We start from the raw sequence: 26,364 nt of genomic DNA on the forward strand, positions 1-26,364 counted from the left end.
GACGCCCCGGTCCCGTCGGGCGGGGCACAGTTACTCGAGCTTCTCCATCACGAACTCGCACTGGTCCTCGTCCACGTTGATCTCCTTCATCCGCATCCGCTGCTCGAACGTCTCCTCCGTGATTTTCAGTATGCAGGAGGCGAACGGGCAGACCACCGGCATCTTGTCGCGCCTCAGCAGCGCCTGCTTGGCCTCGGAGAACGGGCATCCGATGATCCTCACTCGAATCTCGTTGCCCTCCTCCTCGGCCTCCACGTTCTCGACCGAGTCCAGCGTGTCGATGATTTCCTGGATGTCGTGGGCCAGCGACTCCGTCGAGTGCCCCGAGGCCTCCAGCATGTCATGATCCTTCAGGTAGTCGAGCATGGCGCGGCCGGCGATCCGGTTCAGGGCCAGCGCCATCTTGCCGTGCGTCTCGAAGAGCGCCTCCTGCAGGCCGATCACGAAGAGCTCCGAGATCTTCTTCACCATAATCCTAATCTACCCCCTTAGCACGTTTCTTATGACCCTCCCGAGTTCCCCTCCGATCCTCGGGATTCGGCCGCTTTGTATGTCTTCAAGGACTTCCTTCATCATCCTGTAGTGGTTTAAGAGTTCTACGACGTCCTTTTCAGACGTGCCGGACCCGATGGCTATCCTCCGGATCCTGGATTTGTTGATGATCTCCGGGTTCTCCAGCTCCTTCTCGGTCATGGAGTCCATGATGACTTTGTACTTCTTCAACCGCTCCTCCGTGATCCTGGACAGCTCGCGCGCTCGCCGTCCCGCCCCCATCCCCGGAACGAACTGCAGCAGCTTGTCCACGGGTCCCATCTTGCTCAGCGCCTCCAGCTGCTCGTACAGGTCCTTCAGCGTGAACTCGCCCTCCAGGACGTCCTCTTCCTTCTCTTCCTCCTCCATCATCTCCTCCGTGCGGCGCAGCAGCTCGTCGATGTCGCCGATGCCCAGCAGGCGGGCCACGAAGCTCTTCGGGTTGAACTCCTCCAGGTCGTCCAGCCGCTCGCCCGTGCCGACGAACTTGATCGGGGCGCCGGTTCGGGCCACGGCCGAGAGGGCACCGCCGCCCTTCGCCGCCGTGTCGAGCTTGGTCAGGATCACGCCCGTCAGCGGGACCGCCTCGTGGAACGCCTCCGCGTGGTCGCCCGCCTTCTGGCCCACCGTGGCGTCCAGCACCAGCAGCACCTCGTGCGGCTCCACCCGTTCCGCGATCTCCTTGAGCTCCTCGATCAGGTCCTCGCTCAGCCGGTCCCGGCCCGCCGTGTCGATGATGATCACGTCGCACTCGTCCTTAAGCTCCTCCACGCCCCGCTCGGCCATCTTCACCGCGTCGTCGGTGTCCTCCGTGTGCACGGGGGCGCCTATCTCCTCCGCCAGCTGCCGCAGCTGCTCGTCCGCCGCGGGCCGGTACGGGTCCGCGCAGACGAGCCCGACCTTGTACCCCTTCCGCTGCAGGTACCGGGCCAGCTTGGCCGCCGTGGTGGTCTTACCCATGCCGTAGAGTCCGACCAGCATGATGACGTTGACGTCCCGGGAGGGGTCGACGTCCAGCCCCTCCGTCTCCTCGCCGCCCAGCAGGTCCACCAGCTCCTCGTACACGATCCTCAGCAGGTAGTCGCGCTTGGGCACGCCGGCGGGCGGCTCCTCCTCCAGCGCCCGCCGCTCGATCCGCTTGCTGAGGTCCATCACGAGCTTCACGTCCACGTCCGCCTCGAGCAGCGCGCGCTGGACGTCCCGCACCACCTCCTTCACGAGCCGCTCGTCGATGACCGGGGCGCCTTTGATCTTGTCCACGAGCGCGGAGAGGCGGTCGCCCAGCCCTCCGATCACGACGACTCAGCCCCCACGACGCGCTCGACGAACCACTCCGGTTGAAACTCCTTCAAGTCATCGTAGCCCTGACCGACGCCCAGGTACAGGATGGGGGCACCGGTCACCTTCGTAATGGACAGGACCGCCCCGCCCTTCGCATCCGCGTCCACCTTGGTCAGGATGGCCCCATCGATCCCCACGTACTCGTCGAACGTCCGGGCCTGCTCCACGGCGTCGTTGCCCGCGAGCGCGTCCCCCACGAAGATCACCAGGTCCGGCTCGAGCACGCGCTTCATCTTGCGGAGCTCCTCCATCAGGTTCACGTCCGTGTAGGCCCGGCCGGCCGTGTCCACCAGCACGACGTCCTTGCCCTTCGCCTCCGCGTGCTGGACCGCGTTGAACGCGACCGCCGCCGGGTCGTCGCCCTTCTCCCCCTTGATCAGCGTGACCCCGAGCCGCTCGGCGTGCTCCTCCAGCTGCTCGATCGCGGCGGCCCGGAACGTGTCCGCCGCGGCGATGACCACGGAGTACCCGCGATCCTTGAGCAGCTTGGCCACCTTGGCGATGGTCGTGGTCTTACCGCTCCCGTTCACGCCCACGAACATGATGACGGCGGGTCGGCCCTCCTCCCGGGCCTCCTCGATGACCTCGAACAGGTCCACCTCCCGCTCCGGCTCGAGCACGGAGAGCAGGGCCCGCTGGAGGCTCCGCTCCACCACCTTCTGGACCTCCGACTTGCCCTTGACCTTTCTGCCGATCAGCTCCCTCTCCAGCTCCTTCCTGATACTCTCCGCCACCTCCACCGCCACGTCGTTGCTTATCAGGTTCAGCTCAAACTCCTCCAGGATATCCTTCACGTCCTTCTCCGTGATCGTGACCTCACGTTTGATCACCCGCTTCAGCCTCTCCTTCAGTGACGGTTTCTTCAGCCTCTTCCCCTCGGTCTCCTTCCCCTCCTCTCCCTCAGCGCTCTCCATCCTCTCTTTCCTCTCCTCCTTAACACTCTCCTCGTCCTTCTTCCCCTTCCCCTCCTCCGGCTCGGTCTTTTCCCCTGCTTCAATCGTTTCAGTCTCCTTAACTTTTCCCGGGCTCGGGGACTCCTCCTCGGCCCGCCGCTCCACGCGCTTCGTGACCCTCTCCTTCACGCTGCCCAGCAGCTTCTTCATCTTGCCGAACAAGGGCAGGGGACCCCCGGGAAGGGGTTAGGAGCCGCCGGAGGGACCACCCGACTGCCGCTGCTGGGCGGCCTGCTGGGCCTGCTGAGCCTGCTGGGTGAGCCCCAGCTTCTCGGCCAGCTGCTGCGCCTCACGCTGCTTCTCCTGCAGCTTCTGCGAGATCTCCTGCAGTCGCTTCTGCGCCTCCGAGCGGGCCTTCTCCAGCTCCTGACGCCGGTTGTCGATGGACTCCAGGGCCTCGTCGATCGTGCGTTCCACCGCCACGCCCGCTCCGATGCCCACGATGACGCGGTCCGTGTCCGTGATCGTCGCCTTCACGAACGACTGGGCGCCGACGGGCACCAGCACCTCCTCCTCCCCTTTCAGTTCCTGCACGCCCTTAAGCGTCTCCTCCACCCGGTTCAGCTCCTCGATGGAGGTGTCAATCAGATCGAGCTGCGCGTTGATCGCCTCCGCCTGACCCTGCAGCTGCTGGATCTCGGCTATCAAGCGCTGCAGCTTCTCCCGGTCCTTCTCCTTCCCCTTCTTCTCCGCCATCACTCCTCCACCCCTAAGAGGCGCCTGAGCACCGGGTCCTCGACGTCCTCGGGGTCGATCTCTTTGATCTCTTCGATCCGGATCTCCGTCCGGGAGACCCGGTGCTCGCTACCCAGCTCGGAGTAGACCTTCTCCAGCGCCTCCTCCTCCCGGGTGGCCGTGACCTGCTTTCGGAAGGGCTGCCGGGGCTCGTCACCCATCCGAAACGTGCCTCGAACCTCGAACACCTTCACCTCGGGACCCTCCTCCGACACGGGGCGGCACCCCCGGTCAGATCAGGTGGAGCGCGTCCTCGATGCGGGCGAGCTCGGGTCCGGTCGTCTCCTCGCCCACGAGGGCGCCCTTGGAGTTTACCACCAGCCCGGCCCCGACGTAGGGGGATCCCTTGTTGACGGTCCCCACCTCGGCCTCGACCTTTAGGACTTTGGACACGAGGTCCAACTCCTCCTCCGTCGCGCCCGGGTGGATCAGGGCGCCCTTCGAGTTCGCCACGCCGGCGGATCCGACCGTCTTCACGCCGCCGATCTCCGCCCGCTCCGCGCGGCAGCCCAGCACGGACTCCACGACCTCGAGCGCGTGATCGTTCAGGTCGGGGTGAACCAGGGCACCCCGGTCGTTCGCCAGCACCAGGTTACCTACCGCGTTCATCTTGGAGGGCAGGACGTCCACCTCCACGCCCAGCTCGGCGACCGCCCGGATCTCCCGGTCGTCGGCGTGCCGCGGGAACAGGGCGCCGTGGGAATTGACGGCCAGCAGGGCGCCGACGAGCTGGCTCCCCGCGACGGTGGTCTTTACCACCTCGACGTCCAGCGCCTCCTCCAGGTCTCGCACCACGTCGTCCGGGACCCGGGGGGCGACCACCGCGAACTCCTCCGACGCGGCGATCCAGGCCCCGACGTTCGGGTCCCCGCGGATCGAGGCCTTGACGACGGTCATCGTCACTCCGCCAGCCTGACCTCGACGGTTCCGTCCTCGTACTTCACCGCGCGGACCCTCACCCGGGAGGGCGGCTTCTTGATCCCCCGCTCCCAGATCCGCTCGTTCACGTCGTTCCCGATCTTCACCTCCTCCGCCTTCATGTGCCGCTCGATGAACTGCCGGAGGACCTTGATCGCCTTGGGGGCCCGCTTCTTCAGGGGCGCCTTCTTGGCGTCCCGCAGCGGAACCGTGTAAACGCGCTCCTCCACCACCTCACCCTCCGCCACGTCCGGTCACCCCCTTACGGCTTCAGCTTGCTTCTCCTCCAGTGCCGCTGCTTCGGGTTCTCAACGCTCCGACCGCCCGTCTTTGCGATCACCCACGGGGGTACCCGGCGGTTCTGCTTGATGGCCCGACCCATCCTCAGCTTCTTGCCCAGGGGCTTGGCCTTCGCCATTTCGGAGCCCCCTACTTCCGCTCGATTCGGATCTTGAAATCCTTCCTCGTCGCCTCCGAGACCTGCTTCAGGAGCCTCTTCAGCTGATCCTCGTCCACCCGACCGTTCAACCGGCCGGACTGCGCCAGCTGGATCAGATAGTTCTCCACGGCCTGCGCCAGCTGCGGCCGGGCCAGGCGCACGCGGGCCAGCCGCTCCCGGGCCTCCGGGGTCAGGATCTTGCGCAGGAGCGCCCGGCGCTGCGCCTCCTCCAGCGCGCGTCGCTCCTCCTCCTTACGCTCCTTCGCTCCCTCCCGGGCCTGCTGAGCCTGGGCTCGGCGCTGCAGCTCGAGCATCCTCTTCCTTCGAAGCCGCTCCAGCTCGGGGTCCGTCATGGTGGTACGCCCCGGCTACACCGGGGACTGGAACTTATCCGTGTACCCCTTTTCCTTGGCGATCTCGTGCGCCGTCTCGTCCACCAGGGAGCGCCCCTCCGGCGTGAGCACCCGACCCTCGTCCGTCTTCTCCACCAGCCCCGCCTCCTCCAGCTGCTGCAGGATCCTGCGGATGATCGCACCGCTGCCCTTGCGGAACCGCTCCGGGCGGGCGCCCCGGTCCTGACGGCCCCCGTAGTACGTGCGCAGTCGCTCGACGCCCACCGGCCCGTCGATGTAGAGCCGGCGCAGCACGGAGGCGGCCCTCACGTACCACCAGTCCGGGTCCTCCGGCGGTCGCTCCTTGTGACGCCCGGTCTTCACGTACTTAGCCCACTCCGGCGGCTCGATCTCGTCGAACTCCTTCAGCCGCTCCGCGAGCCGCTCCACGAGCTCGTGTCCCGGGACCGAGAACGCGTCGTACACCGGCACGCGCCAGCCCCCCGCCTCGGCGGGCCCGCCCGCGTTAATTGGTTTACCGGGAGAAGCGCTCCAGGTAGCGCTTCCAGCCCTGTCGGGGCCGGAACAGGACGGCCGTGCGACCCCGCACGTCGACCAGCTCCGCGTTCACCTTCCGGGCGAGCTCCGCCGCCAACTCCTTGCGATCGTACCGGCGCAGGACGTTCCGCTCGAACCGCACCTTGACCAGCTCCCGCTCCTCCAGCTGCCGGTCCACCTCCTCGATCACGCCCGACGTGAGCCCGCGCTTCCCGATCCGCACCACCGGCTCCAGCATCACGCCCCGGGCCCGCAGGCGGCGACGCTCCTTCCCGGGCAGCCGCTTGACGTCGGCCGGGTACTTAACCATCCGAGCCCACCCCCTTCCGACGCTCCGCGCGCCGGCGACGCCGCTCCTTCACCTCCCTCAGGTACGGGTACCTGTATATGTACCCACACTCCAGGCACGTGACCGATACGTGCGGCATTCGGTTCTGCCGCAGCCGGACCCGAGCGGTAACCCCGGGGATCAGCGGGGTGTAACACCGCTTGCAGAAGCTCCGCTTGAGGTGCCTCGGCAGCCTCACCCGCGCCTTCATCGCGATCCGCCTCGCCAACCGCACGTACCGCCGCGCACGGTCCGGATCCTCCCGATACGCCTCCCTGGCCAGCCTCAGCAGCCGCTCCACCCGCTCCAGCGCGATCCTCCTCACCTCGCTCCTCCTCACGCTATCCTCACCCGCGCCCGTCGCGTCCCAGCTCGTGCGCGTGCACCCGGACCACGTGCTGGCCAGGTTCGACGGGACGACGCTCACGCCCGCCACAGTCGAGGTGAAGGTGCCTACCGGATCGTCTTACGGTCAGCCCCCGATCCAACCCACCGGGATGACCGCCGTCGGGTACCGCGCCGACGGAGTGTTCGTGGGCCGGATCACCGGGACCCGGGACCTGGTCCTCATCGAGACCCCCAGCGGCCGGAGGCTTGAGCACCGTTCCGGGCCGCTGCCCCTGGTCCTCCCGCCGCTGGATCTCGACCGGCACCTCACGGAGGCGCTCCTCCACCTACCGGTGCACCGGGAGGTCCGGCTCGTGCCCGCGCTCGCCGGGATCACGGCCTCGAGCTCGGGCATCACCTCCCAGCTCCGGGTGGCGTGGATGACGCTCCTCGGGGACGGGACGACCGTGCGCGTCACCTACGTCCCGGACCGGGCGCTGGCGGTTTCGGCGTTCGAACGGCTCCTGCCGCGGCCCGAGGAGGTGGCTCGAAGGGTCCTGAGGACGTGCGACAGGGAGATCTGGCCCCGGGTCGTCGACCTCGTGACCTCCTACGCCCGACGGACGCTGGAGTCCCGGCTGGGCCGGGACGTGGTGGCCTCCCTCACCCCGTACCTGAACCTGCTGTTCACCGCCCTCCGCGCCGCGCTGAACCGGCTCTGGGAGTTCCGGCTGTCACCGGCCGCGCGAACGCTCGTCGAGGAGGGGGTGCGCCTGATGAACGACGGTCTCAAGCGGGCCTTCACACTCCTGTACCCGGACCGGATCGACCCGAGCGCGCTGGCCCGTCGGGAGCGCGTCCGCGCCGACGGCACCTACGGGTTCCTGGCGGACTGGCTGTCCGCCGAGCTCCGGTCCCTCTCCCGCGACGCGCTCCTGGCGGTCGTGAACTCGGTCGAGCGGTTCCTCGGAACCTCAATCCCGAGGGAGGACGTTAAGTGGCTTCTCGAGTCGCTGTGCCGGCCCCTGGAGGCGCTGCTCCGGCTCGCGCTCCTAAACCTACTCGCGAGGACGGGGTAGCGGGCGATGCTGAGCTTCCTCGAGAAGCGGGTGCTGATCGTGGGGTGCGGGAACGAGCTGTTCGGGGACGACGGGTTCGGGCCGGCCGTCGTCCGGGAGATAGAGCGCAGGGGCTGGTCGCACCCGGACGCGGAGGTAATCGACGCGGGCTCCGGCGCCCCACAGAACGTGTTCTCGCTGATCGACGAGGAGTCACGGGTGGAGTTCATCATCGTCGTGGACGCCGTGGACGTGGGGGAGGAGCCGGGGACGCTCCTGGAGTTCGGGCCCGAGGACCTCAGCCCCGACGCCCGCATCATCCCGGTCGACGCGCACGGGTGGAGCGTCGAGGGGGCCCTGCTCGAGCTGCGCGAGCGCGCGGGGGTGGACTTCCGGATCATCGGGTGCCAGGTGAAGGAGCTGCCGATCCCCGAGGTCCGACCCGGGATGTCCCGACCCGTGCGCCGCGCCGTACCCCGGGCGGCGGAACGGGCCATCCAGCTGGCCGAACGCTACCTTTCCCGACGAACCTCGTAGCGCACGCCCCGGTAACGAACCTCCAGCGTGCGCGCCCGGGTGGGACACGCCCGCACGCACTCCGCGCACCCCAGGCAGGCGTCCGGCGAGGGGCACGCCTCCCGGCACCTCCCGCAGGACACGCACCGGGCGTCATCCACCCGCACCCGACCCTCCACCTCCTCCCCCACGAGCCACCGGAGCACCTCGGCCGCCACCTCCCGGCCCAGCTCCTCCTCGAGCACCGGCCACAGTCCGAAGGGCGCGGACCGCTCCAGCACCCGGCGCGCCGCGTCCCGGGCGCGCTCGCTCGGGTAGTCCCCCCGGAGGTAGTGAGAGACCGTGGACACGTCCACGCCCAGTCGCTCGGCCGCCTCGGTCAGCGGTAGCTCCCGAGCCATCCGCTCGGCCGCCAGGGCCCTCAGGGCGGCGGCCAGGCTCATCCCGGCGCCCCCCTAGCCCACGAGCTGGAGCCGACGCAGCGCCGTCACGAGCCTCGGAGCGCCGATCCGCTCGGCCCCGCGCTCCAGGATCTCCCACTCCAGCCCGCTGATCCCACCCAGCGCGACCACGAGCAGCGTGTAGACGAGCGCGCCCGCCGAGAACCCGGCGAGCAGCTTGAGCGGCACCCATGGGAGCGCCTCCGCGACCCAGCGGGCGACCAACCAGGCGGCCGATCCCGCGAGCGCCGGCGCCAGCATCCACCGGAGCTTGAGCTCCACCGGGGCGCTGACCAGCACCGCCCGGACGACCAGAAGCATCGCCACCCAGTCGGAGACGGCGGTGGCGACGGACGCCCCGAAGATCCCCAGCCTCGGGACGAGGAGCGCGTTCAACCCCACGTTCAGCGCCAGCGAGAGGGTGAGGATGAGCAGCGGGTGCCGCTCCTTCCCGATCCCCTGCAGCAGGCTCGCGCAGTTGCGGAACAGCACGATGAACGCCATGGCCATGGGGAGGACGTAGAGCGCCTGGGCGCCGGGCCGGAACGACGTCCCGAAGAAGAGGACGATCAGGGGCTCCGCCAGCGCGCCCGTGAGCGCGGCCATCGGGACGAGCAGCGTCCACACGGTCTTGATTGAGATGTGCGCGTACTGCCGCAGCGTGCGCTCGTCCCGCAGCGCTTCCGCCTCGGAGGCCGCGGGCAGTAGGGCCGTCGCCACCGCGGCGCACAGGGTCGTGGGCAGCCGGGCGATGGGGCCGGCCGCGTCGTAGAACCCCACCCACAGCGTGCCCAGGAAGTAGCCGATCGCGAGCAGGTCCACGTTGGACTGCAGCATGTCGGCGATCCCGGTCAGGGCGACGGGCAGGCCGAACGTCAGCGCCTCCCGGGCGACCCGGGCCGGGGGGAGCGGATCCCCATCCGGAGGTACCTCGGGCAGGTGCTTCCGGCGCAGCTGGATCGCCCCGTAGGCCCCGGACGTCATGTACGCGAGCGCGGCCGAGGCGAACACGGCGCCCGCGGGCCCGTACCCGGCGAGGATCAGGGCCGGCGCGCCGCCCACCCGGGTCCCCTGCTCCACGAACTGGGTCATCACGTAGCCCTTCATGTCCTGGAAGCCCTGGAACGCGCCGCGAACGCACGACGCGAACGCCGCGAACGGCAGGCCGACGGCCGTGAGCACGAGCGGCCAGTAGAGCCGGGGGTTGTGGAAGTACCAGCACGCCAGGTAGGGGGCGGCGAGCGCGAGCGCAAGGGAGGCCGCCGCGGAGAGGAGCACCAGCGTCGCGGTGGGGATCCGGATGAACTGGCGCACCCGCGCGCCGTCACCCAGCGCCCGGTACCGGGACACGTACCGGGCGATCGCGGGCGGGACCCCGAACGTGGCCAGGAACATCACGATCGTCTGCACGACCATCGTGGAGGAAACGATCCCGTACCCGTCCGGCCCCAGCAGCCGGCCGACCAGCAGCCGGTACACGTACCCGCCCAGGCGCAGCGCGAGCGACCCGACGAGGACCGTCAGGCTGCCCCGGACGAGGCGGAGGAGGGACAACGGGGCACCCCGGGTCACTCCTCATCCTCGTACACCGGCGTCCCCTCCCGCCGCGTCAGCTCCCGAAACGCCTCCATGATCCTCCGCGTGATCGGACCCGGGCACTCCTTCCCGATCCTCCGCCCGTCCACCTTCCGCACCGGCGCCACCTCCGCCGCCGTTCCCGTCAGGAACACCTCGTCCGCCGCGTACAGCTCCCCCAGCGTGATCCGCTTCTCCTCCACCGGGATCCCCAGCTCCTCGCACAGCTCCATCACCGTAGCCCGCGTGATCCCCCGCAGGATCGTGTCCTCCGGCGGCGTGTAGACCACGCCGTCCTCCACCACGAACACGTTGTCGCCCGTGCCCTCGCACACGTACCCCTCATGGTCCAGCATGATCGCCTCGTCCGCGCCCGCCAGGTTCGCCTGGATCTTCGCCAGGATGTTGTTCAGGTAGTTGCAGGACTTGATCTTAGGATCCAGCGCGTCCGGCGGGATCCGGCGCACCGAGGCCGTGATCACCTCGATACCCTTCTCGTACAGGTCCCCGTAGAGCGGTTCCATCGGCTCCGCGATGATCACGACCGTCGGCTCCGGGCACTTCTCCGGATCCAGCCCCAGGTCCCCCTCGCCCCGGGACACGACCACCCGGATGTACGCGTCCCGCAGCCCGTTCGCCCGCACCGTCTCGATGATCGCCTCCTTCATCTCCTCCTTGCTCATCGGGATGTCCAGCATGATCGCCTTCGCCGAGTCGTACAGCCGATCCACGTGCTCGTCCAGCTTGAAGATCCTCCCGTCGTACGCCCGGATCCCCTCGAACACGCCGTCCCCGTACAGGAACCCATGATCGTAGACGGAGATCTTCGCCTCCTCCCGGGGAACCAGCTCACCGTTGAGGTAAACGAGCTGCTCGCGCTCGGACAACCTCGTCCCCCCGCCCGCCGGCCGACGGACGAACGTTAAAACCATCTCCCTTCCCGGGCCGGGCGCCGCCGCCGGGGTGAGTGGGGTGATCCAGTACATCCTGTTGGAGTACGCGCTCAGCTCCGTCATCTCCATGATAGTGGAGAAGTACGTGAGCGATCCGTCGACCCGGAGATACGTGCGTCAAATGGCCGAGCAGGTCGTCCGGGAGCTGACTCGGGAGGCCCGTCGCCAAGGGATCGGCATCAAGGACATGTTCCAGTCGGCGAGTCAGGTCGTGAGGGATGCGGCCGACAGGCTCTCGGACGTGCTCCAGTCCGTGGGCATCTCGGGCGAGGAGGTTAGGGAGGACATCGAGGAGGAGCTGTCGAGCCGGCTGTCCCTCCCGGAGGTGGCGAAGCAGGGGATCAAGGCCCTCTCGGCCCGGATCTTCGGCGGCGAGGAGGACGACGAGAGCCTCCGGTTCTACGAGTACTCGGAGAAGGTACTGGACCGACTGATCGAGGAGGCCGGGGAGCTCGTCTGCCTGGCCAGCCCGTGGGTGTCCGACCCGGACGACCTGGTAGAGGAGGGCGTTCAGATCCTACGGGAGCTGCCGAGGGAGGGCCTGGAGCTCTACCTCCTCGTCGCCGCCGGCGAGAACAAGCCGGAGGTGCTGAGGAGGTGGGCCCGCCTGGGCTTCGAGGTCCGGGAGGCGGAGGGGCGCAAGGGGACGCTGGGGATCCACTGCAAGATCTACGCGAACGAGCGGGTGGCGCTCGGCGCCAGCTGGAACCTTACCGTCAGCAGCCTCAAGCGCCTGAGGGCCATGCGCGAGGTGCACACGGTGAACGTGAGGAGGAACGCGTGCAACCTGTGCAGCGCGAACTACGAGCAGCTGCTGACCGAGTTCTCAACGCGCTGGTCCGAGGCCCGGCAGCGCTGCTTCCGCGATGAGGGGGCGAAGGGACCCGCGGTTTTCGAGGTGCACTGGGGCGACGATCGGCCGGAGCGGGTCGTGGTCTACCGGGAGAACGGCGAGCGCTGGTTCACGATCGACCTGGACGAGCGGCACGAGGGGTTCGTCTTCAACGGTCGGGCGTACCGGTACGACCCGGAGTACCGGGGGTTCGTACCCCTCGTCCTCGAGGATGACCTGGCGACCCAGGTCCTGCTCCCGTTCGTCGGAGCCCGGCTGCTGAGGGTACGGCCGAAGTGGCTGGGCGTCAAGCGGCTCGAAGTGAGCTGGGATGGTGGAACCCGAGAGCGCGTGCGCAAGCTCACCGGCACCGCGCACGACTCGGCCCTCGTCGTTTGGGGCCTCGACCCGGATCCGGAGGCCCGGTTCTACGTCGCCGGCGGCGGTAGGGCGCTCGCGGTCCGGTGCCGCCGGCGCGGGCGGTCCCTGTCCGTGGACCGGGTGGACGTCATCGAGCCCGGCCGGCCGCCGGGATGGGTCCCGGATCGGGCCGAGGTGGACCTCGGCCTGCTGCACGACCCCGACGCCGGGTACGCCACCCCGGCGCTGTTCTTCTACGAGGGCTAGCCGCCCCGCAGCTTCGCCACGAAGAAGCCCGCGGTGTCGTGCCGGAACGGCCAGTACCGGCGCACCTTGTCGTGCCCCGGGAACCGCTCCCCGCGGAACTCCCGGAGTCCCGGGGAGCCGGGCACGCCCGCGTCGACCAGCCGGACGTCGTACTCCTCCAGCGCCCTCCTCACGATCGCCTCATTCTCCTCCCAGGATACCGAACACGTGGAGTAAACCAGCGTGCACCCGTGCTCCTCCGCGATCCTCAGCGCCGGCTCCAGGATGCTCCACTCCCGCCGGGCGAACCTCTCCAGCGGCTTCGGCTTCCACCGGCTGTCCGGGTTCCGGTTCCACACGCCCGTGGTGGAGCACGGCGGGTCCACGAGGATCCGGTCCGGGACCTCGGGCAGGTCGTCCGCCGACAGCCCCCGGGCGTCCCGGCAGAGGGTCTCCACGCAGGTGATCCCCAGCCGGCGGCAGCGGCGCCTGAGGACCTCCAGGCCCCGCTCGGAGACGTCGACCGAGACGATCGTTCCCTCGTCACGCATCTGCTCCGCCAGGTGGGTCGTCTTGCTGCCCGGGGCCGCGCAGACGTCCAGCACGACCTCGCCCGGCTCGGGCGATAGGGCCGCCGACGCGCACGCCGAGGCCAGGTCCTGCACGTCGAACAGGCCCTCCCGCCAGGCCCGCGACCCGTACCCGCGCCCGCGCCGGAGCACCTTCACCTCCTCCAGGAACGTCGGCTCCACCACGATCCCGTACTCCCGGCGCAGGACCTCCTCCCCGGTCAGCGGGTCCAGCCGGAGCCGGTTGATCCGCAGGTACTGGGGAGGTACCCGGTTGTTGGCCCGCAGCAGCCGCTCCACCCGCTCCCGGTCCCCGTGGAACAGGTCGAGCGCGTAGAGCACGAACCACTCCGGGTGCCCGTACCGGAGCGCGAGCCGCTCCGTCCAGGGCCGGTCCTCGAGTACCTCCTCCACCGAGACGCGCTCCACGCCCCGGAGCACGGCGTTCACGAAGCTGCCCGCCCGCTCCCCCGCCAGCCGCTTCGCGAGCCGGACCATGCAGTCCGTGACCGCCGGGGCCGGGTTCCCCCACAGCTTCATCTCCAGCGTGCCGACCCGGAGGATCTGCTTCACGTACGGGGAGCGGATCCGCTCCGGCTCCGCCTCCGAGCCCGCGCGGATCAGCTCGTCCAGCAGGTTCCGATGCTTTATAGTCTCGTACACGAAGGCCTGGACCGACCGGCGCACCTCCCTCGGTCGGTCCCCGCAGACCCGCTCCACCGCCTCCGGGATCGGCAGTCCCCGGGCCTCGATCAGCACCAGCGCCCGCACGGCCAGGAGTTGGTTCTCCAACCCCGAACCGCCCCTGGGTGGTGATGCTCGTGGAGGTGATCAAGGTCGGTGGGGAGGTCCTGGACCGGGTCGACCGGCTCGCCGAGGCCCTGCCCGACGAGGCCGTGATCGTGCACGGGGGCGGGCCCGAGGTCTCGCGGACCATGGAGGAGCTCGGGCTGGAACCGCGGTTCGTGAAGGGACTCCGGGTCACCGACGGGGAGACCCTCCGGGTGGTGATCATGGTGCTCGCCGGCCACGTGAACAAGCGCCTGGTGGCCGGGCTCCGAGCGCACGGGGTCGACGCGGTCGGACTCTCCGGCGTGGACGGGGGCCTGCTGCTCGCGGAGAAGCGGGTCGAGCGCGTGGATGGGGAGGAGGTGGACCTGGGGTACGTAGGGGACGTGAAGGCCGTGAACGTCGACCTGCTCCGCGCCCTGCTGCGGGACGGGCGCGTGCCCGTGATCGCCCCGCTCGGCGTGGACGAGCGCGGCACGATTTACAACGTCAACGCCGACACCGCCGCCGGGGCCATCGCCGCCGAGGCGGGCGCGGACCGGCTCGTGCTCCTCACCGACGTTCCCGGGGTGCTCGAGGACGTGGACGATCCTGACAGCGTGATCGAGCGCCTGACCCCGGAGGAGGCCCGCAGGCTCCGGCGCGAAGGGGTGATCAAGGGCGGGATGATCCCGAAGGTGGAGGCCGCGATCCGGGCGGTGGAGTCGGGATGTCGGGAGGCGATCGTGACGAACTTGTCCGGGCTGTTGAGCGGAGAGGGGACAGTCATAAGATAGCCCGAGAGCTCCTCGACCGGCTGGACCGGTACCTCCGCGACCTGCCCCGCCTCCTCGAGCGCGCCGAGCCGATGACGCTCGAGGGGGAGGAGCTCCTCGACCTCGCCGAGCGGTACTACCACGACGGCCGGTACTACCTGGCCCACGACCTGCCCGTCGAGGCCTTCGCCTGCCTCTCCTACGCCTGGGCCCTGCTCAAGGCGGGGAAGGAGGCGGGGCTGCTCGAGCTGGAAGGCGAGGTATGATGACTGTCATCCCGACCGACGGCGAAGGATGACGAGGACCACCCGGCCGACCCCGACCCGACATTCGTTACGAATCTCGTAACGATTCCCGGTATGGTGCGGCCGCCGGGATTTGAACCCGGGCCACGGGCTCGGAAGGCCCGCGTCCTACCAGACTAGACTGCGGCCGCGCCTCCGATCACGATCCCGCGTCGTCCGGTATAAAAAGATTGTGGGATTAACGCCGGCGGGTTCGCGCCAGCGCCAGCAGGCCCGAGAGCACCGCCGCCAGCCCCACCGGCGCGGCCGCCGCGCCGGCCTTGGCCGCCCGCTCGGCGGCGCTCGCGAGCTGCTTGCCCTCCTCCGTGCCCAGGAAGTCCTCGACCAGCCTGGCGGCCTCACCGAGCACTTCTTCGAGCTCGCTCGCTTCGAACTCCGCCCTCACCTCGCTCTTGCCCGCGTTGGCCTCCAGGAAGGCCCGAACCGCGTAACTGGCCTCCTCGTTCACCTTCGCCTCCGTCTTACCGCTCTTCACGCTCGCGGTCGCTTCCACCTTCGTCTCCACCTTGGCCTGTGCCCGGCCCTTGACCTCCGGTACCCCGATCAGCTGGTCCCGGATCAGCACCTTGAACACCAGCGCCTGCAGCTTACCGACGCTGACACGCTTCGCCACCTCCCCGTACTCGTAGGTCGCCAGCACCCGGGCCAGATCCTTCGCTAGCTCCTCGTTCAGCTCCACCTCAACCTTGCCCACCTTCAGCTTGAGGTCCTTCGGCTTGACGAGCTTCACCGGCAGTCCCAGCGGCAGCTGCTTCGTCTCCAGGGACAGCGCCAGCAGCCCGTACCGCGGCGCGTGCGCCCGCTTGAACCGGACCTTGGCGTACCGGCGCCCCGGGATCGCGTTCGGATCGATGATCACCTTGTCGTCCTTCTCCCCGACCACCGCCGGCGTCAGGTCCACGATCAGCGCCGCGTGGTGCTCGTCCGAGACGAACACGCCGTAATACGCCTTGCGCAGCGGCAGGTTCGAGCCGGCCGGCCCCTCCACCGAGATCACGTACTCCTTGGAGACCTCCTTCGGCTGGCTGGCGCTGAGCTGCAGCGCCCACGGGTGCACCAGCACGCCCGCGAGCGTCTCGTCCTCGTCCGCCACCGCGGCCCCGCTCATCGAGATCAGCAGGGCCGCCAGGAGTACCGGCAGCGCCCTCACGGTGGCTTCCCCCCGTGGAACCTCCGGGACCCGACGTCGAATTTGAGCCTTTCTTCCGGGGATTAGGGGGTCTTACCGCCGCCTCCTCAGCCGGGCGATGAAGAACCCCTGGCAGTCGTCCGAGTGCGGGTAGAAGCGGCGCGTTCCGCTCAGCCGCCCCTCCCGGCCGAAGTCCGCCCGCACCTCCTCCAGCTCCACGTCGTCGCGCCGGCGCAGGACCCGGCGGACGACCCCCTCGTTCTCGTCCAGCGTGAGCGTGCAGGTGGAGTACACGATCACCCCGCCGGGCCGCGCCACCCGGACGCCCGCCTCCAGGAGCTCCGCCTGCAGCTTGGCGTACCGCCGGACCTTCCGCCGGCTGAGGTTCCACCGCGTCTCCGGCCGCTTCTGGACGGATCCCATGCCGGAGCAGGGCGGGTCAACGATGACGCGGTCCGCCTCCCCCTCGAGCTCCTCCGGCAGCTCGCGCGCGTCCGCGTGCCGCAGCTCGACCGCGCCGTCCGGGACCCGCTGCCACTCGAGCTTCTCCTTCATGGCCTCCAGGCGCCAGTCCGACTTGTCCACGGCGAGAATCTCGCCATCGCCCTCCATGAGGCACAGGGCGTGCAGGGTCTTCCCGCCCGGGGCCGCGCACAGGTCGACGACGAACTCCCCGGGCCGCGGGTTGAGCACGTGACCCACGAGGGCGGAGGCCTTATCCTGGGTGAAGACGAGGCCCTTTCGCCAGGTCTCGGTGCGCACGATGGGCACCCGCTCCTCGACTACCCGAAGCAGGTCCGGCACGTGGGGGTCGGGCTCGACCGTGACCCCCTCGTCGCGCAGGCGCTCGGCCACCTCCTCCCGGTCGGCGTGCAGGGTGTTCACCCGGACGTACTTGACGGCGGGCCGATTGCAGGCCTCGAGGAACGCCTCGAGCTCGTCCTCCGGGAGCACGCGTCGGGCGTGCTCGACGAACTCGGGCGGGAAGTGGTACTTCAGGGACAGCTCGTCGTAGCCCCGCTCCCGAAGGCGGTTCAGGTCGTACTCCTCGAGGTCGAAGCAGACGGCGTGCACGAAGTCGGCCGCGCCCTCGTGGAGCGTCTCCCGGGCCTTCCGGGTGGCGGCGTCGGTGACGAGGGCGGGGCTCGTCCCCTCGAAGAGGATCTCGTCGGCGGCCGCGACCAGGATGCCCTTGAGCTCGGGGCGCAGGTCCTCGAACTCGGCGGACTGGATCACGTCGTCGAGGGCCTCCTCGCAGAGTCCGAGCCGCTTGCCCAGCTCCATCAACCGTCGGTGGATCATCCGTGCCCGGTGGCTTGGTATGGACATCGGATCGTCAAATACTCGGTAAAATGACTCCTTCAGTGACACACCACTCCGGTAGTGTTCCGTGAGCACATCCGAGAGTATTGAGAGCATCTCTTGGACCTTCATGGGCATCCCTCGCGGGCGGTTCTCGTTGAGGGTAAAATAAGGTTTAGGAGCCGGCTGGGGTAACGTCTATAATCGTCCGGGTCGCCGCGGGTGCCGGCGGCCGTGGGTGGGCTGGCGGCTACCCCGCCCCGGGTAAGGGTCCGCCGGAGCACGGCAATGAGGGCGGGCCCGTCGGGGTGCGGCCGGTGGGCCGCTAAGGGGAGGAAGCTCCGCCCCCGGGCCCGGGCCGCCGCCCCGAGAGGGGGCCGGCCGAGAGGCCGGGGTCCGGCCACAGAAACGACACGTCCGTCGGCGGATGGCGATGACGCGGCTGAGGCCCGCCGTGGGCGGGCCAAGAAGGGCCCCGGCGACGGGGCCCGAGCTAACCCGCAGAGGACGCCGGCGGGATCGGTGAAACGGGCCGCCCGGCGGCGGGCGAGGCCGAATGAGCCCGATGATACGAGGGTGATGCCCCTGATGAGCACCGGGCCGGAGGGGGATGGTGGGCCGCTGAGGTGAATGCCGCCAGCTAAGGCTACAGAAGGCGGGCTATAGCCCACCCACGGCCGCCGTCCTCCGATCGTTTCGTGGACCGTAACGAAGCGGCGCCGGGCGGGGCGGTCACGTCGGCACCTCCGAGCCCTCCGCGCCCGTGGCCCCCTTGACCAGCGGCACCAGCTCGTCCGCGTCCAGTCCCACCTTGTACCGGGCACCCTGCCGCGACTCGCGCCGCGCCAGCTCCCGCCGCACGTCGGAGATCACCTTCATCCGGTACAGGTCCCACTCCGGCTCGATCACCTCCTCGTCCGGCGCCCGGTCCTTCGACAGCCGCTGGATGAGCACGGTCGGCGCCATCCGCTCCAGCGCGTCCGCGAGCAGCCGGATGTACTCCCGGTAGCTCAGCGGCTTGTACCGCCGCTCCCGGTACAGGCACTCCAGGTCCGTCCGCTCCAGGACGACCAGCGGGTACAGCTTCACCGCCTCCACGCCCAGCACCGAGAGCACCCGCACGGTCTCCAACATCTCCCCGCGGGTCTCCCCTGGCAGTCCGAAGATGATGTGGTTCACTACCCGGATGCCCCGCTCCTTGGCCCGGACGATCGCGTCGATCACCTCCGCCAGCCCGTGACCCCGGCGCACCCGCGTCAGCGTCCGGTGATGGTACGACTGCACGCCGATCTCCAGCCAGACGTCGTAGCCCTCCTTCACGTACCCCTCCAGCAGGTCCAGGACCTCGTCCGGCAGGCAGTCGGGCCGCGTGCCGATGGACAGCCCGATCACGTCCTCCATCTCGAGCGCCCGATTGTACAGCTCCTCCAGCACGTCCGGCGGCGCGTACGTGTTCGTCGCCGGGTAGAAGTACACCAGGAACTTCTCCGCCCCGTACCGCTCCCGGAAGACCTCCATCTGCTTCCGGGCCTGCTCCTCGATCTTCTTCCGCGGGTCGACGTTGGGCGTGATGATCGTGCGACCCATCTTCGGGCAGAAGAGGCACCCCTCGCGCGAGATCCGACCGTCCTTGTTCGGGCACACGAAGCCGCCGTCCACGGCCGCCTTCATCACCTTGCAGCCCTTCTCCCGCCGGTAGTAGGCCCCGAAGGCGGCGAACCGCTCCCCTTCCTCGTACAGCTCCCGGACGATCCGCTCGTCTACCCGCCGCGGGAGCGCCCCGTCCCGGGCCGGCTCCACGTCCCGCTGCAGCGTCTCCAGCGCCTCGAGGTCAGCTTTAATGGCGACCACCCCCGTGACGACCGAAGGTTAACACGCCGATAAAAAGGCTGCTGAGGGGGCGAGGCGGTGCCGCCCCGGTGGTACCGGCACGTCATGCGCGTCCTGGCCGAGTCCCACGTGGTCCTCGACGTGCGGGACGTCCGGTACCCCGAGGAAACCCGCTGGGACCGGCTCGCGCGGCTCGAGGACGTGTTCGACTACGCCCGCGTGGTCGTGCTCAACAAGGCGGACACCGTCCCGAGGGCCCGGGCGGAGGGGGCCAAGGAGCGGATCGAGCGGGAGGAGGGCGTGCCCACCGTCTACGTGAGCGGTCGGGAGCGGCTGGGCATCCGGTACCTCCGCCGGACGATCTTCGAGGTCGCGCCGGAGGACGTGGAGACCGTGCGCGTGGGCGTCGTGGGCGTGCAGAACGTCGGCAAGTCCACGCTCATCAACGCCCTCGCCCGCCGCGCGGCCGCCCCCACCTCCCGGGAGGCCGGCTACACGAAGGGGAAGATGTGGGTGAGCGGCGGGCGCCGGCTCCTCATCATCGACTCGCCCGGCGTGATCCCGACCGAGGAGGCGGGGGAGGAGGCCGGCGCCCTCGATCCGGACGTCCTTGAGGACCCGATATCGCCCGCCACCCGCGTGATCGACCGGGTGCTGCGCGAGTACCCGGGCGCCCTGCGGGAGCGCTTCGGCGTCGAGGAGGGGGACGACCCGGGGGAGGTCCTCCGGGCCATCGCCGACCGCCTCGGCCGGGACCCGGAGGGCGCGGCCCGGCTGATCCTACGGGAGTGGGTGGACGGGTCGCTGATCGAGGGGTACCGCACGACGCGGGCGGATCGTACGGAGATCCGGGGACTGGAGCTGGGGGGCACGGCGCAGCGGCTGGTGGAGGAGACGCTGGATGAGGTGCGGGAGCTCGCGACGGGCGGCGCGCCCCCGAGCGCGACCGTGATCCGGGGGCTCCTCACCCGGCTCGCGCACGGGAAGCACATCGACGGGGCCGGGCTGGGCACCCTGGACCTCGGGGAGTACGGGGTCGGCCTGTCGATCGGGGACCGGTACTACGATCGGATGGTCCGGCGCCTGCGCCGGGAGCTGGGCGGTGAGGTGATCGCGGAGGAGCGGTTCCGGGTGGGGGCGAACAACCGGCGGGCGGTGGTGGTGGTCACCCGGAGTCGGTAGCGCGGGCCGGTCTCCTCACCCCTCGGACCCCGGAGGGCCCTCGTCACCCTCCGGGGTCAGTGCGGGGAGATGTCCGCATCCCCGGCCGAACTCGGCGCCTGAAACCGTCATCATCCGCGGGGTCGGACCGCGCGACCGGACAAAAGCCTAGCGGGGCCCGGGCTTGATCGCGCTGGTCCGCTCCGTGGACCGGTACCGGGAGCTTCTGGGCGAGGTCGTGCGGGAGGGCGACGTCGTCGTGGAGCTCGGCTGCCACCGGGGCGCCGCCACGCGCCGGATCCTGCGCCGCCGTCCGGCCCGGGTCGTGGCCGTGGACTACGGGGAGGAGGCGCGCGAGGCGATGACCCGGCTGGAGCGGGAGCACAGGGAGCTGACGTTCGTCCCCGGGGACGCGCGGGAGTACGAGACGCTCGAGCGGGTCCTGGAGCTCCTCGACGAGCCCTCGTGCGACGTGCTCGCGGTCGACCTCGGGGGCGGGATGTTTCCGGACACGGCCTTCAAGGTGTACTACGTGTGGTCCGTCACGCTCCGCCCCCGGGACGCGGTCCTCCGGAACGCGGGCCTGTGCGAGTTCCTCCTCCGGGCCGAGCTGCGCGAGCGGGTGGAGCTCGAGGGGGACGATCGGGGCTACCTGGGCGAGCTCAGCCCGCCCGGGATCCCCGGGCGGATCAAGCGCCGGTTCGAGGAGTTCCGCCGCTGGCGGGAGTGATCACGTCCTTCGCGCCGCCCGGTACCGCTTCACCGGGCACTCCGCCATCCGGGGGCAGCCGCCGCAGTCGCGGGGGTGGCGCGGGCACCCGACTTCGCGCGCGTACCCGGCCATCAGGGCGGCCCCCTCGTGACCGCCGTACCGGTTCAGCAGCGCCTTCCGATGGTTCCGGACCCGGGGCGGCACCTCCCCCTCCAGGTCCGGCAGGCCGGACCAGGAGGCGTTCTCCAGCCCGCACTCCCGCGCGATCTCCACGGCCCGGCGCATCAGCCTCCGCGGCGCGCCCGGGTGCCGCTCCAGCACGAAGTTCGGTCGGAAGGCGAGGAAGCAGACGGGGACGGACTCGTCCAGGTCCGCCAGGAACTCGCACATGCTCCGGATCTCCTCCTCGTCGTGCGCCTCCGGGATCAGCAGGATCCGGACCTCCCAGATCAGGTCCAGGTGCGACGGGATGAGGAGCTCCAGGTTCCGGAGGACGGGCTCCACGGGCGCGCCGGTGAGCGCGCGGTGCAGCTCGTCCGAGTACGCCTTGAAGTCGAACGTGATCGAGTCCGCGAGCCGGACGATCCGCCGCATGCTCCTCCGCGTGGCGAACCCGTTCGTGTCGAAGTTGACCTTCCAGAGGTCCGTGACCTCCCGGAAGTGCTCGACGACCTCCTCCACGTACGGGAGGTGGACGGTCGGCTCTCCCCCGGAGAAGAAGATCCGGTCCGCCCCGATCGCGCGACCCTGCGGGGTCTCGATCATGTTCACCGCCTCGACGGCCAGCTCCCGCGGGTCCTGGCGCCCGAGCACGCGGCCCTCCGGGTTGTCCGGGTAGTGCGCGATGTCCCAGTTCTGGCAGTTCAGGCAGCGGTAGTTGCACCCGCCCAGGAACACGGTGTAGCTCGCGGGTGGGGCCGGGTGCAGCTGCTTCGAGGCCACGACGGGCTCCGTGACCCGGCAGACCCCTCGCTCACCCTCCAGCCGGTCCACCCCGCACTCCCAGGCGCAGAGTTTACAGTTCCGGAGGTCCTTCAACCGGGCTCCCCCGGATGATGAGGCGACCGAACGCCGAGGTAAATGAGGAGCTCAGGCGGCACTGACCCTTGCACTGGGAGGGGGAGAAGCGGCGCCGCCTTCGGCGGCTCGAGGAGGCGATCGAGCGGGGCGAGGTGGACGGTCCGGCGATCCCCGTGCTCGAGGCGATCAACGCGCTCCCGGACTACTGCACGACGAGCAGCTGCTCGGGCCGCGTGATCGTCCTCCACGAGCCCGAGGTGGGGGACAAGCGCCGGGCCGAGTTCCTCGCGAAGTGGCACGAGCCCCCGGTGGACGTGGACCGGGTGCGGGAGGCCGTCCGCCGCGCCCCGGACGAGGGGATCACGTGGCTGAAGGCGCAGCCGCCCCTCTTCCACGTGCTGTGCCGGGACCTGGAGGCGGCCCGCCGGCTGCGCGCCGTCGCCTCCGAGGCGGGGTTCAAGGCCTCCTCCATCAGGTCGATCAAAGACACAAAAGTGGTCGTGGAGATCCTCGGCTCCGAGCGCCTGGAAACGCCCGTCAAGGTCCACGGCCGGGAGACGGTTCGGGAGGAGGCCTGGCCCCACCTGATCGACCTCTGCAACCGCCTGCTGACCAGGGGTCACGACCGGCTGAAACGCCTGGTCCGCGCCGTGAAGGGGCTGAAGGAGGATGGCGAGTGACGTGCTGGAGCTCGTACCGGAGGGGTTCCGGGACCTGGCCGAGCCGATCCTCCGGGACTGCGCCGAGACCCTGGACCGGCTGAGCGAGCGGCTGGAGAGGCACCGAGACGACCCGGACCGCATCCGCGAGCGGGACATCCGCGGGACGGATCCGAACGAGCCCGTCGCCGTCTTCGGCTCCGCGTGCGTGATCTGCGGGGGCGACTGCTCCTCCGTCCGGCTCACCTCCCGGCTCGGCATCTGCGAGCGCTGCCTACCCTACGAGACCGACCGGCTCCTGGACGCGCTCGAGACCGCCCGCGAGGAGCACGGTCCCGTGGGCGAGGTCCTGCTCGCGTTCAAGCTCCTCCTGAACCGGGTCGAGCGGGGTGAGCTCGACCGCGAGCGCGTGGAGTCGTTCTTCCGCGAGCGGGTGTGGCCCGAGCTCTTCACCGAGATCGCGAACCGCGCGTTCGAGGAGGCGACGGGGTTCCGCCTGTACTCCGCCCAGGCCGTGTGGACGCGCCGCCTCGTCCGCGGCTGCAGCTTCTCGATCCTGGCCCCGACCGGCACGGGCAAGACCTCCTGGGCCTCCCTGATGAGCGCCCTCCTGGCCCACGCGGGCCGGCGCGTGTACTACCTCGTGCCCACCACCACCCTCGTCCGCCAAGTGGAGGAGCGCATCCGGGACCTCGCCGAGCGGGCCGACCTCGACGTCGAGGTCGTCGGGTACCACGCGGCCCTACCCCGAGAGCGCCGGGCCGAGGCCCAGCGGCGCATCCGGGAGGGCGACTTCGACGTCCTGATCACCACGGCCCAGTTCCTGGTGCACCGGGTGGACGAGCTCGAGCGGCTCGACTTCGACGTGATCTTCGTCGACGACGTGGACGCGATCATCCGCGGGACGGGCCGCAACGTGGACCGCCTGCTCCGGGTGGCCGGCCTGAGGCAGGAGGAGATCGACGCCGCGTACCGCCTCGCGAACCTCCGGCGCCGATACTACTCCCTGCGCGACTGGCTCGAGTCGCTGGAGGAGCGCGGCGAGGAGCGCCGGGCCGAGCGGGTCCGGCGCGATCTGAAGCGGATCGAGCGGGAGATGGAGGAGCTCGAGTCGCGGGTCGAGCGGGCTCGGGACCGAGACCTCGCCCGAATCGTCTTCATGAGCGCGACGGGGGCCGTCGCACCCTCCCGCAGGCTCGCGATTGTCCGGGAGCTGTTCGACTTCGAGGTGGGCGCCGGAGGCGAGGGTCCCAGGAACATCCAGGACGTGGCCGTACCGAGGAGACCCTCCCCGGAGGCCGTGCGCGAGCTCGCGGAGCGCGTGGGCCCGCAAGGCGGCCTGATCTTCGTGCCGCAGCGGCTGCCCGGGGGCGCGCGGGCGCGGGAGGTGGCGGAGGAGCTGGCCGAGTACCTGAGGGACCACGGGATCGAGGCCCGGGCGGTGCACGCGGGCACGCCGGCCGAGGAGCGGGAGGAGGCGATCGACGCGTTCGCGGAGGGCGAGGTGGACGTGCTCGTCGCCGTCGCCAGCCCGTACGGCGTCATCGTGCGCGGGCTGGACCTGCCCCAGGCGGCCCGGTACGCGATCTTTTACGGGATTCCGCGGCAGCGCATCCGCCTCACGCCCCGGGAGGAGGACCTGAAGGACGTGACCTACGTCGCCTCCGCCCTCTCCAACCTTGCGCGGCTGGTCGACGACGCCCGGCTGCGGAGTCGGCTCGAGGGCGTCGCCGGCCGGCTCTGGCGGATCGTCCGGCGCGGCGCCTGGTACCGGGAGCGAGTTGAGGAGGCCGTTGAGGACCTCTCCGTCGAGGAGCTCCGGAGGCTGGCCGATCGGGACGCGGACGAGCTCGCCGACGAGCTGGACGTAGAGCCCTGGCTGGCCCGAAACGTGCGCACGCTGGCCGAGGGCGTCCGGGAGCTGCTCGACCTGCTCGGGGACCGGGAGCGGGTGGAGCGGCTCGCGCGCGAGGCGACCACGGTGGCCGTGCGGGAGGAGGACGGCGAGTCCTTCCTCGAGGTGCCGGACCTGCGGACGTACGTGCAGGCCAGCGGGCGCGTGAGCCGGCTGTTCGCCGGCGGGGTGACCTTCGGGCTGTCCTTCGTGCTCTGCGACCCCGAGGACGATCGGGAGCTGCGACTCCTCAACGGGCTGATTCGGCGGATGTCCTACGCGTACGGGACCGAGTTCGAGTGGCGGTCCTACCCGAAGGAGCTCACGGCGGAGGACATCGGGCTGCGGCTGAAGGGGCTGCCCGAGGAGCGGCTGAGCGAGCTGGTGGAGCGGGTGGACCGGGACCGAGAGCGCGTGCGCCGGATCCTCCGGGGCGAGCTCGAGCCGGAGGAGGCCGGCCGGCTCGCGCGCTCGGCCCTGATGATCGTCGAGTCGCCGAACAAGGCCCGGATGATCGCCTCCCTCTTCTCGCGCCGCCCCTCCCGGCGCCGGTTGGAGGGCGGCGTGGCCTACGAGACCACGGCCGAGGGCCTGCACCTGACCGTCGTCGCCACGCAGGGGCACGTCGCGGACCTCGTGGAGGACGCGGGCGTCTTCGGCGTGGAGCGGGTGGGCGACCGGTGGGTGCCCGTGTACGACGTCCTGGGCCGGTGCCGGGAGTGCGGGGAGCAGGTCGTGGGGCGCGAGGAGTGCCCGAACTGCGGGGGCGAGGTCGAGCTGAAGACGCCCCTCTTGGAGTCCATCCGAGACCTAGCCGCCGAGGCGGACGTCATCCTCATCGGCACGGACCCGGACACCGAGGGAGAGAAGATCGGGTGGGACGTGTTCAACTACCTCGGATGGGTCACCGCGGAGGTGCACCGGACCGAGTTCCACGAGGTCACCCGGCGCGGCATCACCGAGGCCCTGAGGGAGGAGAACTGGAAGGAGGTGGACGCGGGCCGCGTGTCCGCCCAGATCCTCCGACGGGTCGCCGACCGCTGGATCGGCTTCGCCCTCTCCCAGGACCTGTGGGACGTGTTCAAGCGGCTCACCATCGACTTGGGCGAGCACGACCGCGGCACGCTCATCGAGCTCCGGCTCCGCCTCCCCGAGGGCGTCAGGATCGTCTCCTTCCGACGACGGTTCGACGACGGTCGCACCCCCGCCCGACCCGTCCGCGTGCGCCGGGAGGGCGACGAGTACGTCGTCCGCACCCGCATCACCCGGGGCGGCCCGGTGACCTACGTCGCCACCCTCATGGACGAGGACCGGAAGCTCGGCGACGCCGAGTCCGTGCGGGAGGAGGCCGTGAGGGTGAGGGCGCTCGCGAACGGGGAGGAGATCGAGCCCGACGTCCGGCTCGAGGCCATGACCTGGCTCAGCGCCGGCCGGGTCCAGACGCCCGTGCTCGGCTGGGTCATCGACCGGGCCCGGGAGTACCGGGAGACCGAGTTCTACGCCGGCCGCGCCCGCGTGCCCGCCGGGAAGGAGGAGATCACCGCCCTCATCGAGGAGCTGCGCCTGCCCGAGGACCTCGCGGAGCGGGTACGCGAGGCCGCCACCGCGCTGCGCCGGATCGCCGAGGAGGGGGAGGGAGCGACCCTCTCCCGGGACGAGCTCGGACCGCTGGCCGACACGGACCTCTTCGAGCCGGCCGACGGCGCGTACCGGCTGTCGGAACGCGCGCGGGAGCTCCTTCGAGAGCGCGGCCTCGTCGGCCTCCTACTCGCGGCGCTCCGGGAGGTCGGGGGCTAG

Annotated in this window: 29 protein-coding genes, 1 tRNA gene and 1 other RNA gene; 10 read left to right on the forward strand and 21 right to left on the reverse strand. The window is 70.2% G+C overall.

All coding sequences use genetic code 11. From position 1 onward, the window contains the following. Positions 1 to 30: 30 nt before the first annotated feature. Genes ACXJJV_RS00425 through ACXJJV_RS00480 form a run of 12 tightly spaced genes read right to left on the reverse strand, consistent with a single transcriptional unit; the run spans position 31 to position 6,475 of the window. Complete coding sequence (locus ACXJJV_RS00425) at positions 31 to 471, reverse strand: hypothetical protein (protein ID WP_456466196.1); 441 nt, start codon at positions 469 to 471, stop codon at positions 31 to 33. Between the two features lie 9 nt (positions 472 to 480). Continuing rightward, positions 481 to 1,827: a signal recognition particle protein Srp54 gene (locus ACXJJV_RS00430; RefSeq protein ID WP_456466197.1), complete on the reverse strand. Its 1,347-nt coding sequence runs from the start codon at positions 1,825 to 1,827 to the stop codon at positions 481 to 483. After that, a complete protein-coding gene (gene ftsY / locus ACXJJV_RS00435; protein ID WP_456466198.1) occupies positions 1,824 to 2,987 on the reverse strand; it encodes a signal recognition particle-docking protein FtsY in 1,164 nt (387 codons plus the stop codon). Before ftsY ends, ACXJJV_RS00430 begins: the two co-directional genes overlap by 4 nt. Positions 2,988 to 3,011: 24 nt before the next feature. Further along, positions 3,012 to 3,521, reverse strand: a complete 510-nt coding sequence (gene pfdA / locus ACXJJV_RS00440) for a prefoldin subunit alpha (protein WP_456466199.1) — start codon at positions 3,519 to 3,521, stop codon at positions 3,012 to 3,014. Then, positions 3,521 to 3,775 carry a 50S ribosomal protein L18Ae gene (rpl18a, locus tag ACXJJV_RS00445; RefSeq protein WP_456466200.1) on the reverse strand — a complete coding sequence of 85 codons (255 nt, stop codon included), beginning with the start codon at positions 3,773 to 3,775 and terminating at the stop codon, positions 3,521 to 3,523. The genes pfdA and rpl18a overlap by 1 nt, the downstream gene beginning before the upstream one ends. A gap of 16 nt (positions 3,776 to 3,791) precedes the next feature. After that, the gene (locus tag ACXJJV_RS00450) at positions 3,792 to 4,457 is read right to left on the reverse strand and encodes a translation initiation factor IF-6 (RefSeq protein ID WP_456466201.1); all 666 of its coding nucleotides are present in this window, start codon (positions 4,455 to 4,457) and stop codon (positions 3,792 to 3,794) included. Between the two features lie 2 nt (positions 4,458 to 4,459). Then, a complete protein-coding gene (locus tag ACXJJV_RS00455; protein WP_456466202.1) occupies positions 4,460 to 4,726 on the reverse strand; it encodes a 50S ribosomal protein L31e in 267 nt (88 codons plus the stop codon). A 14-nt stretch (positions 4,727 to 4,740) separates the two neighbouring features. After that, positions 4,741 to 4,896, reverse strand: a complete 156-nt coding sequence (locus tag ACXJJV_RS00460) for a 50S ribosomal protein L39e (protein WP_456466203.1) — start codon at positions 4,894 to 4,896, stop codon at positions 4,741 to 4,743. An 11-nt stretch (positions 4,897 to 4,907) separates the two neighbouring features. Then, the gene (locus ACXJJV_RS00465; RefSeq protein ID WP_456466204.1) at positions 4,908 to 5,270 is read right to left on the reverse strand and encodes a DNA-binding protein; all 363 of its coding nucleotides are present in this window, start codon (positions 5,268 to 5,270) and stop codon (positions 4,908 to 4,910) included. A 15-nt stretch (positions 5,271 to 5,285) separates the two neighbouring features. After that, positions 5,286 to 5,735, reverse strand: a complete 450-nt coding sequence (locus tag ACXJJV_RS00470) for a 30S ribosomal protein S19e (protein WP_456466242.1) — start codon at positions 5,733 to 5,735, stop codon at positions 5,286 to 5,288. Positions 5,736 to 5,784: 49 nt separating this feature from the next. Further along, positions 5,785 to 6,117, reverse strand: coding sequence for a ribosome assembly RNA-binding protein YhbY (gene yhbY, locus ACXJJV_RS00475; protein ID WP_456466205.1), 333 nt, complete (start codon positions 6,115 to 6,117; stop codon positions 5,785 to 5,787). Continuing rightward, a complete protein-coding gene (locus ACXJJV_RS00480) occupies positions 6,110 to 6,475 on the reverse strand; it encodes a ribonuclease P protein component 4 (protein ID WP_456466206.1) in 366 nt (121 codons plus the stop codon). Before ACXJJV_RS00480 ends, yhbY begins: the two co-directional genes overlap by 8 nt. Positions 6,476 to 6,509: 34 nt before the next feature. Here ACXJJV_RS00480 and ACXJJV_RS00485 point away from each other — a divergent pair, with 34 nt between their 5' ends. After that, positions 6,510 to 7,541 (forward strand): hypothetical protein, encoded by a 1,032-nt coding sequence (locus ACXJJV_RS00485; protein ID WP_456466207.1) that lies wholly within the window; start codon positions 6,510 to 6,512, stop codon positions 7,539 to 7,541. 6 nt (positions 7,542 to 7,547) lie between these two features. Beyond that, complete coding sequence (gene frhD, locus ACXJJV_RS00490; RefSeq protein WP_456466208.1) at positions 7,548 to 8,057, forward strand: coenzyme F420-reducing hydrogenase, FrhD protein; 510 nt, start codon at positions 7,548 to 7,550, stop codon at positions 8,055 to 8,057. On the opposite strand, the gene ACXJJV_RS00495 is transcribed toward frhD, so the two are convergent. Genes ACXJJV_RS00495 through ilvE form a run of 3 tightly spaced genes read right to left on the reverse strand, consistent with a single transcriptional unit; the run spans position 8,033 to position 10,938 of the window. Then, entirely contained in the window at positions 8,033 to 8,479 is a 447-nt protein-coding gene (locus ACXJJV_RS00495; RefSeq protein WP_456466209.1) for a 4Fe-4S binding protein, read from the reverse strand. The genes frhD and ACXJJV_RS00495 overlap by 25 nt on opposite strands. 12 nt (positions 8,480 to 8,491) lie before the next feature. Next, entirely contained in the window at positions 8,492 to 10,030 is a 1,539-nt protein-coding gene (locus ACXJJV_RS00500) for a flippase (protein WP_456466210.1), read from the reverse strand. 14 nt (positions 10,031 to 10,044) lie between these two features. Next, positions 10,045 to 10,938 carry a branched-chain-amino-acid transaminase gene (gene ilvE / locus ACXJJV_RS00505; protein ID WP_456466211.1) on the reverse strand — a complete coding sequence of 298 codons (894 nt, stop codon included), beginning with the start codon at positions 10,936 to 10,938 and terminating at the stop codon, positions 10,045 to 10,047. Positions 10,939 to 11,023: 85 nt separating this feature from the next. Here ilvE and ACXJJV_RS00510 point away from each other — a divergent pair, with 85 nt between their 5' ends. Then, entirely contained in the window at positions 11,024 to 12,463 is a 1,440-nt protein-coding gene (locus tag ACXJJV_RS00510; RefSeq protein WP_456466212.1) for a hypothetical protein, read from the forward strand. Here ACXJJV_RS00510 and ACXJJV_RS00515 read toward each other — a convergent pair. After that, positions 12,460 to 13,803, reverse strand: coding sequence for an RsmB/NOP family class I SAM-dependent RNA methyltransferase (locus tag ACXJJV_RS00515; RefSeq protein WP_456466213.1), 1,344 nt, complete (start codon positions 13,801 to 13,803; stop codon positions 12,460 to 12,462). The genes ACXJJV_RS00510 and ACXJJV_RS00515 overlap by 4 nt on opposite strands. Positions 13,804 to 13,826: 23 nt before the next feature. On the opposite strand from ACXJJV_RS00515, the gene argB reads away from it, so the two are divergent. Together argB and ACXJJV_RS00525 are read left to right on the forward strand one after the other, a co-directional pair. Beyond that, positions 13,827 to 14,576, forward strand: a complete 750-nt coding sequence (gene argB / locus ACXJJV_RS00520) for an acetylglutamate kinase (RefSeq protein ID WP_456466214.1) — start codon at positions 13,827 to 13,829, stop codon at positions 14,574 to 14,576. Further along, on the forward strand, positions 14,510 to 14,821 hold the full coding sequence (locus tag ACXJJV_RS00525; RefSeq protein ID WP_456466215.1) for a DUF357 domain-containing protein: 312 nt from the start codon (positions 14,510 to 14,512) through the stop codon (positions 14,819 to 14,821). Before argB ends, ACXJJV_RS00525 begins: the two co-directional genes overlap by 67 nt. A 94-nt stretch (positions 14,822 to 14,915) precedes the next feature. On the opposite strand, the gene ACXJJV_RS00530 is transcribed toward ACXJJV_RS00525, so the two are convergent. The 3 genes from ACXJJV_RS00530 to ACXJJV_RS00540 all read right to left on the reverse strand — a co-directional run bounded on the left by ACXJJV_RS00530 (position 14,916) and on the right by ACXJJV_RS00540 (position 17,423). After that, positions 14,916 to 14,991 (reverse strand) — tRNA-Gly (locus ACXJJV_RS00530). Positions 14,992 to 15,038: 47 nt separating this feature from the next. Then, on the reverse strand, positions 15,039 to 16,010 hold the full coding sequence (locus ACXJJV_RS00535) for a hypothetical protein (protein ID WP_456466216.1): 972 nt from the start codon (positions 16,008 to 16,010) through the stop codon (positions 15,039 to 15,041). Positions 16,011 to 16,082: 72 nt separating this feature from the next. Beyond that, positions 16,083 to 17,423 carry an RsmB/NOP family class I SAM-dependent RNA methyltransferase gene (locus tag ACXJJV_RS00540; RefSeq protein ID WP_456466217.1) on the reverse strand — a complete coding sequence of 447 codons (1,341 nt, stop codon included), beginning with the start codon at positions 17,421 to 17,423 and terminating at the stop codon, positions 16,083 to 16,085. 176 nt (positions 17,424 to 17,599) lie between these two features. Between ACXJJV_RS00540 and rnpB the strand changes: the two genes are divergently transcribed. Next, positions 17,600 to 17,966: RNase P RNA component (gene rnpB / locus ACXJJV_RS00545), an RNA gene on the forward strand. A gap of 57 nt (positions 17,967 to 18,023) precedes the next feature. Here the strand turns inward: rnpB and mnmL are convergent. Next, complete coding sequence (mnmL, locus tag ACXJJV_RS00550) at positions 18,024 to 19,142, reverse strand: tRNA modification radical SAM protein MnmL/YtqA (protein WP_456466218.1); 1,119 nt, start codon at positions 19,140 to 19,142, stop codon at positions 18,024 to 18,026. A 57-nt stretch (positions 19,143 to 19,199) separates the two neighbouring features. Here mnmL and ACXJJV_RS00555 point away from each other — a divergent pair, with 57 nt between their 5' ends. Both ACXJJV_RS00555 and ACXJJV_RS00560 read left to right on the forward strand, forming a co-directional pair. Continuing rightward, positions 19,200 to 20,303 (forward strand): GTPase, encoded by a 1,104-nt coding sequence (locus ACXJJV_RS00555; RefSeq protein WP_456466219.1) that lies wholly within the window; start codon positions 19,200 to 19,202, stop codon positions 20,301 to 20,303. 163 nt (positions 20,304 to 20,466) lie between these two features. Continuing rightward, entirely contained in the window at positions 20,467 to 21,012 is a 546-nt protein-coding gene (locus tag ACXJJV_RS00560; RefSeq protein WP_456466220.1) for an SAM-dependent methyltransferase, read from the forward strand. On the opposite strand, the gene ACXJJV_RS00565 is transcribed toward ACXJJV_RS00560, so the two are convergent. After that, positions 21,013 to 22,032, reverse strand: a complete 1,020-nt coding sequence (locus tag ACXJJV_RS00565; protein WP_456466221.1) for a radical SAM protein — start codon at positions 22,030 to 22,032, stop codon at positions 21,013 to 21,015. A gap of 68 nt (positions 22,033 to 22,100) precedes the next feature. On the opposite strand from ACXJJV_RS00565, the gene ACXJJV_RS00570 reads away from it, so the two are divergent. Beyond that, a complete protein-coding gene (locus ACXJJV_RS00570; protein ID WP_456466222.1) occupies positions 22,101 to 22,694 on the forward strand; it encodes a tRNA(Phe) 7-((3-amino-3-carboxypropyl)-4-demethylwyosine(37)-N(4))-methyltransferase in 594 nt (197 codons plus the stop codon). After that, entirely contained in the window at positions 22,684 to 26,364 is a 3,681-nt protein-coding gene (gene rgy, locus ACXJJV_RS00575) for a reverse gyrase (RefSeq protein ID WP_456466223.1), read from the forward strand. Before ACXJJV_RS00570 ends, rgy begins: the two co-directional genes overlap by 11 nt.

The organism is Methanopyrus sp. (assembly GCF_053997775.1).

Excerpts from the sequence above, each read along its gene's own strand:
- ACXJJV_RS00540 (WP_456466217.1), bottom strand. The coding sequence starts at position 17,423 with ATGAAGGTCCAAGAGATGCTCTCAATACTCTCGGATGTGCTCACGGAA.
- ACXJJV_RS00460 (WP_456466203.1), bottom strand. The coding sequence starts at position 4,896 with ATGGCGAAGGCCAAGCCCCTGGGCAAGAAGCTGAGGATGGGTCGGGCC.
- argB (WP_456466214.1), top strand. The coding sequence starts at position 13,827 with ATGCTCGTGGAGGTGATCAAGGTCGGTGGGGAGGTCCTGGACCGGGTC.
- ACXJJV_RS00495 (WP_456466209.1), bottom strand. The coding sequence starts at position 8,479 with ATGAGCCTGGCCGCCGCCCTGAGGGCCCTGGCGGCCGAGCGGATGGCT.
- ACXJJV_RS00425 (WP_456466196.1), bottom strand. The coding sequence starts at position 471 with ATGGTGAAGAAGATCTCGGAGCTCTTCGTGATCGGCCTGCAGGAGGCG.
- ACXJJV_RS00465 (WP_456466204.1), bottom strand. The coding sequence starts at position 5,270 with ATGACGGACCCCGAGCTGGAGCGGCTTCGAAGGAAGAGGATGCTCGAG.
- ACXJJV_RS00525 (WP_456466215.1), top strand. The coding sequence starts at position 14,510 with ATGTCGGGAGGCGATCGTGACGAACTTGTCCGGGCTGTTGAGCGGAGA.
- yhbY (WP_456466205.1), bottom strand. The coding sequence starts at position 6,117 with ATGGTTAAGTACCCGGCCGACGTCAAGCGGCTGCCCGGGAAGGAGCGT.
- ACXJJV_RS00450 (WP_456466201.1), bottom strand. The coding sequence starts at position 4,457 with ATGACCGTCGTCAAGGCCTCGATCCGCGGGGACCCGAACGTCGGGGCC.
- rgy (WP_456466223.1), top strand. The coding sequence starts at position 22,684 with ATGGCGAGTGACGTGCTGGAGCTCGTACCGGAGGGGTTCCGGGACCTG.
- pfdA (WP_456466199.1), bottom strand. The coding sequence starts at position 3,521 with ATGGCGGAGAAGAAGGGGAAGGAGAAGGACCGGGAGAAGCTGCAGCGC.
- frhD (WP_456466208.1), top strand. The coding sequence starts at position 7,548 with ATGCTGAGCTTCCTCGAGAAGCGGGTGCTGATCGTGGGGTGCGGGAAC.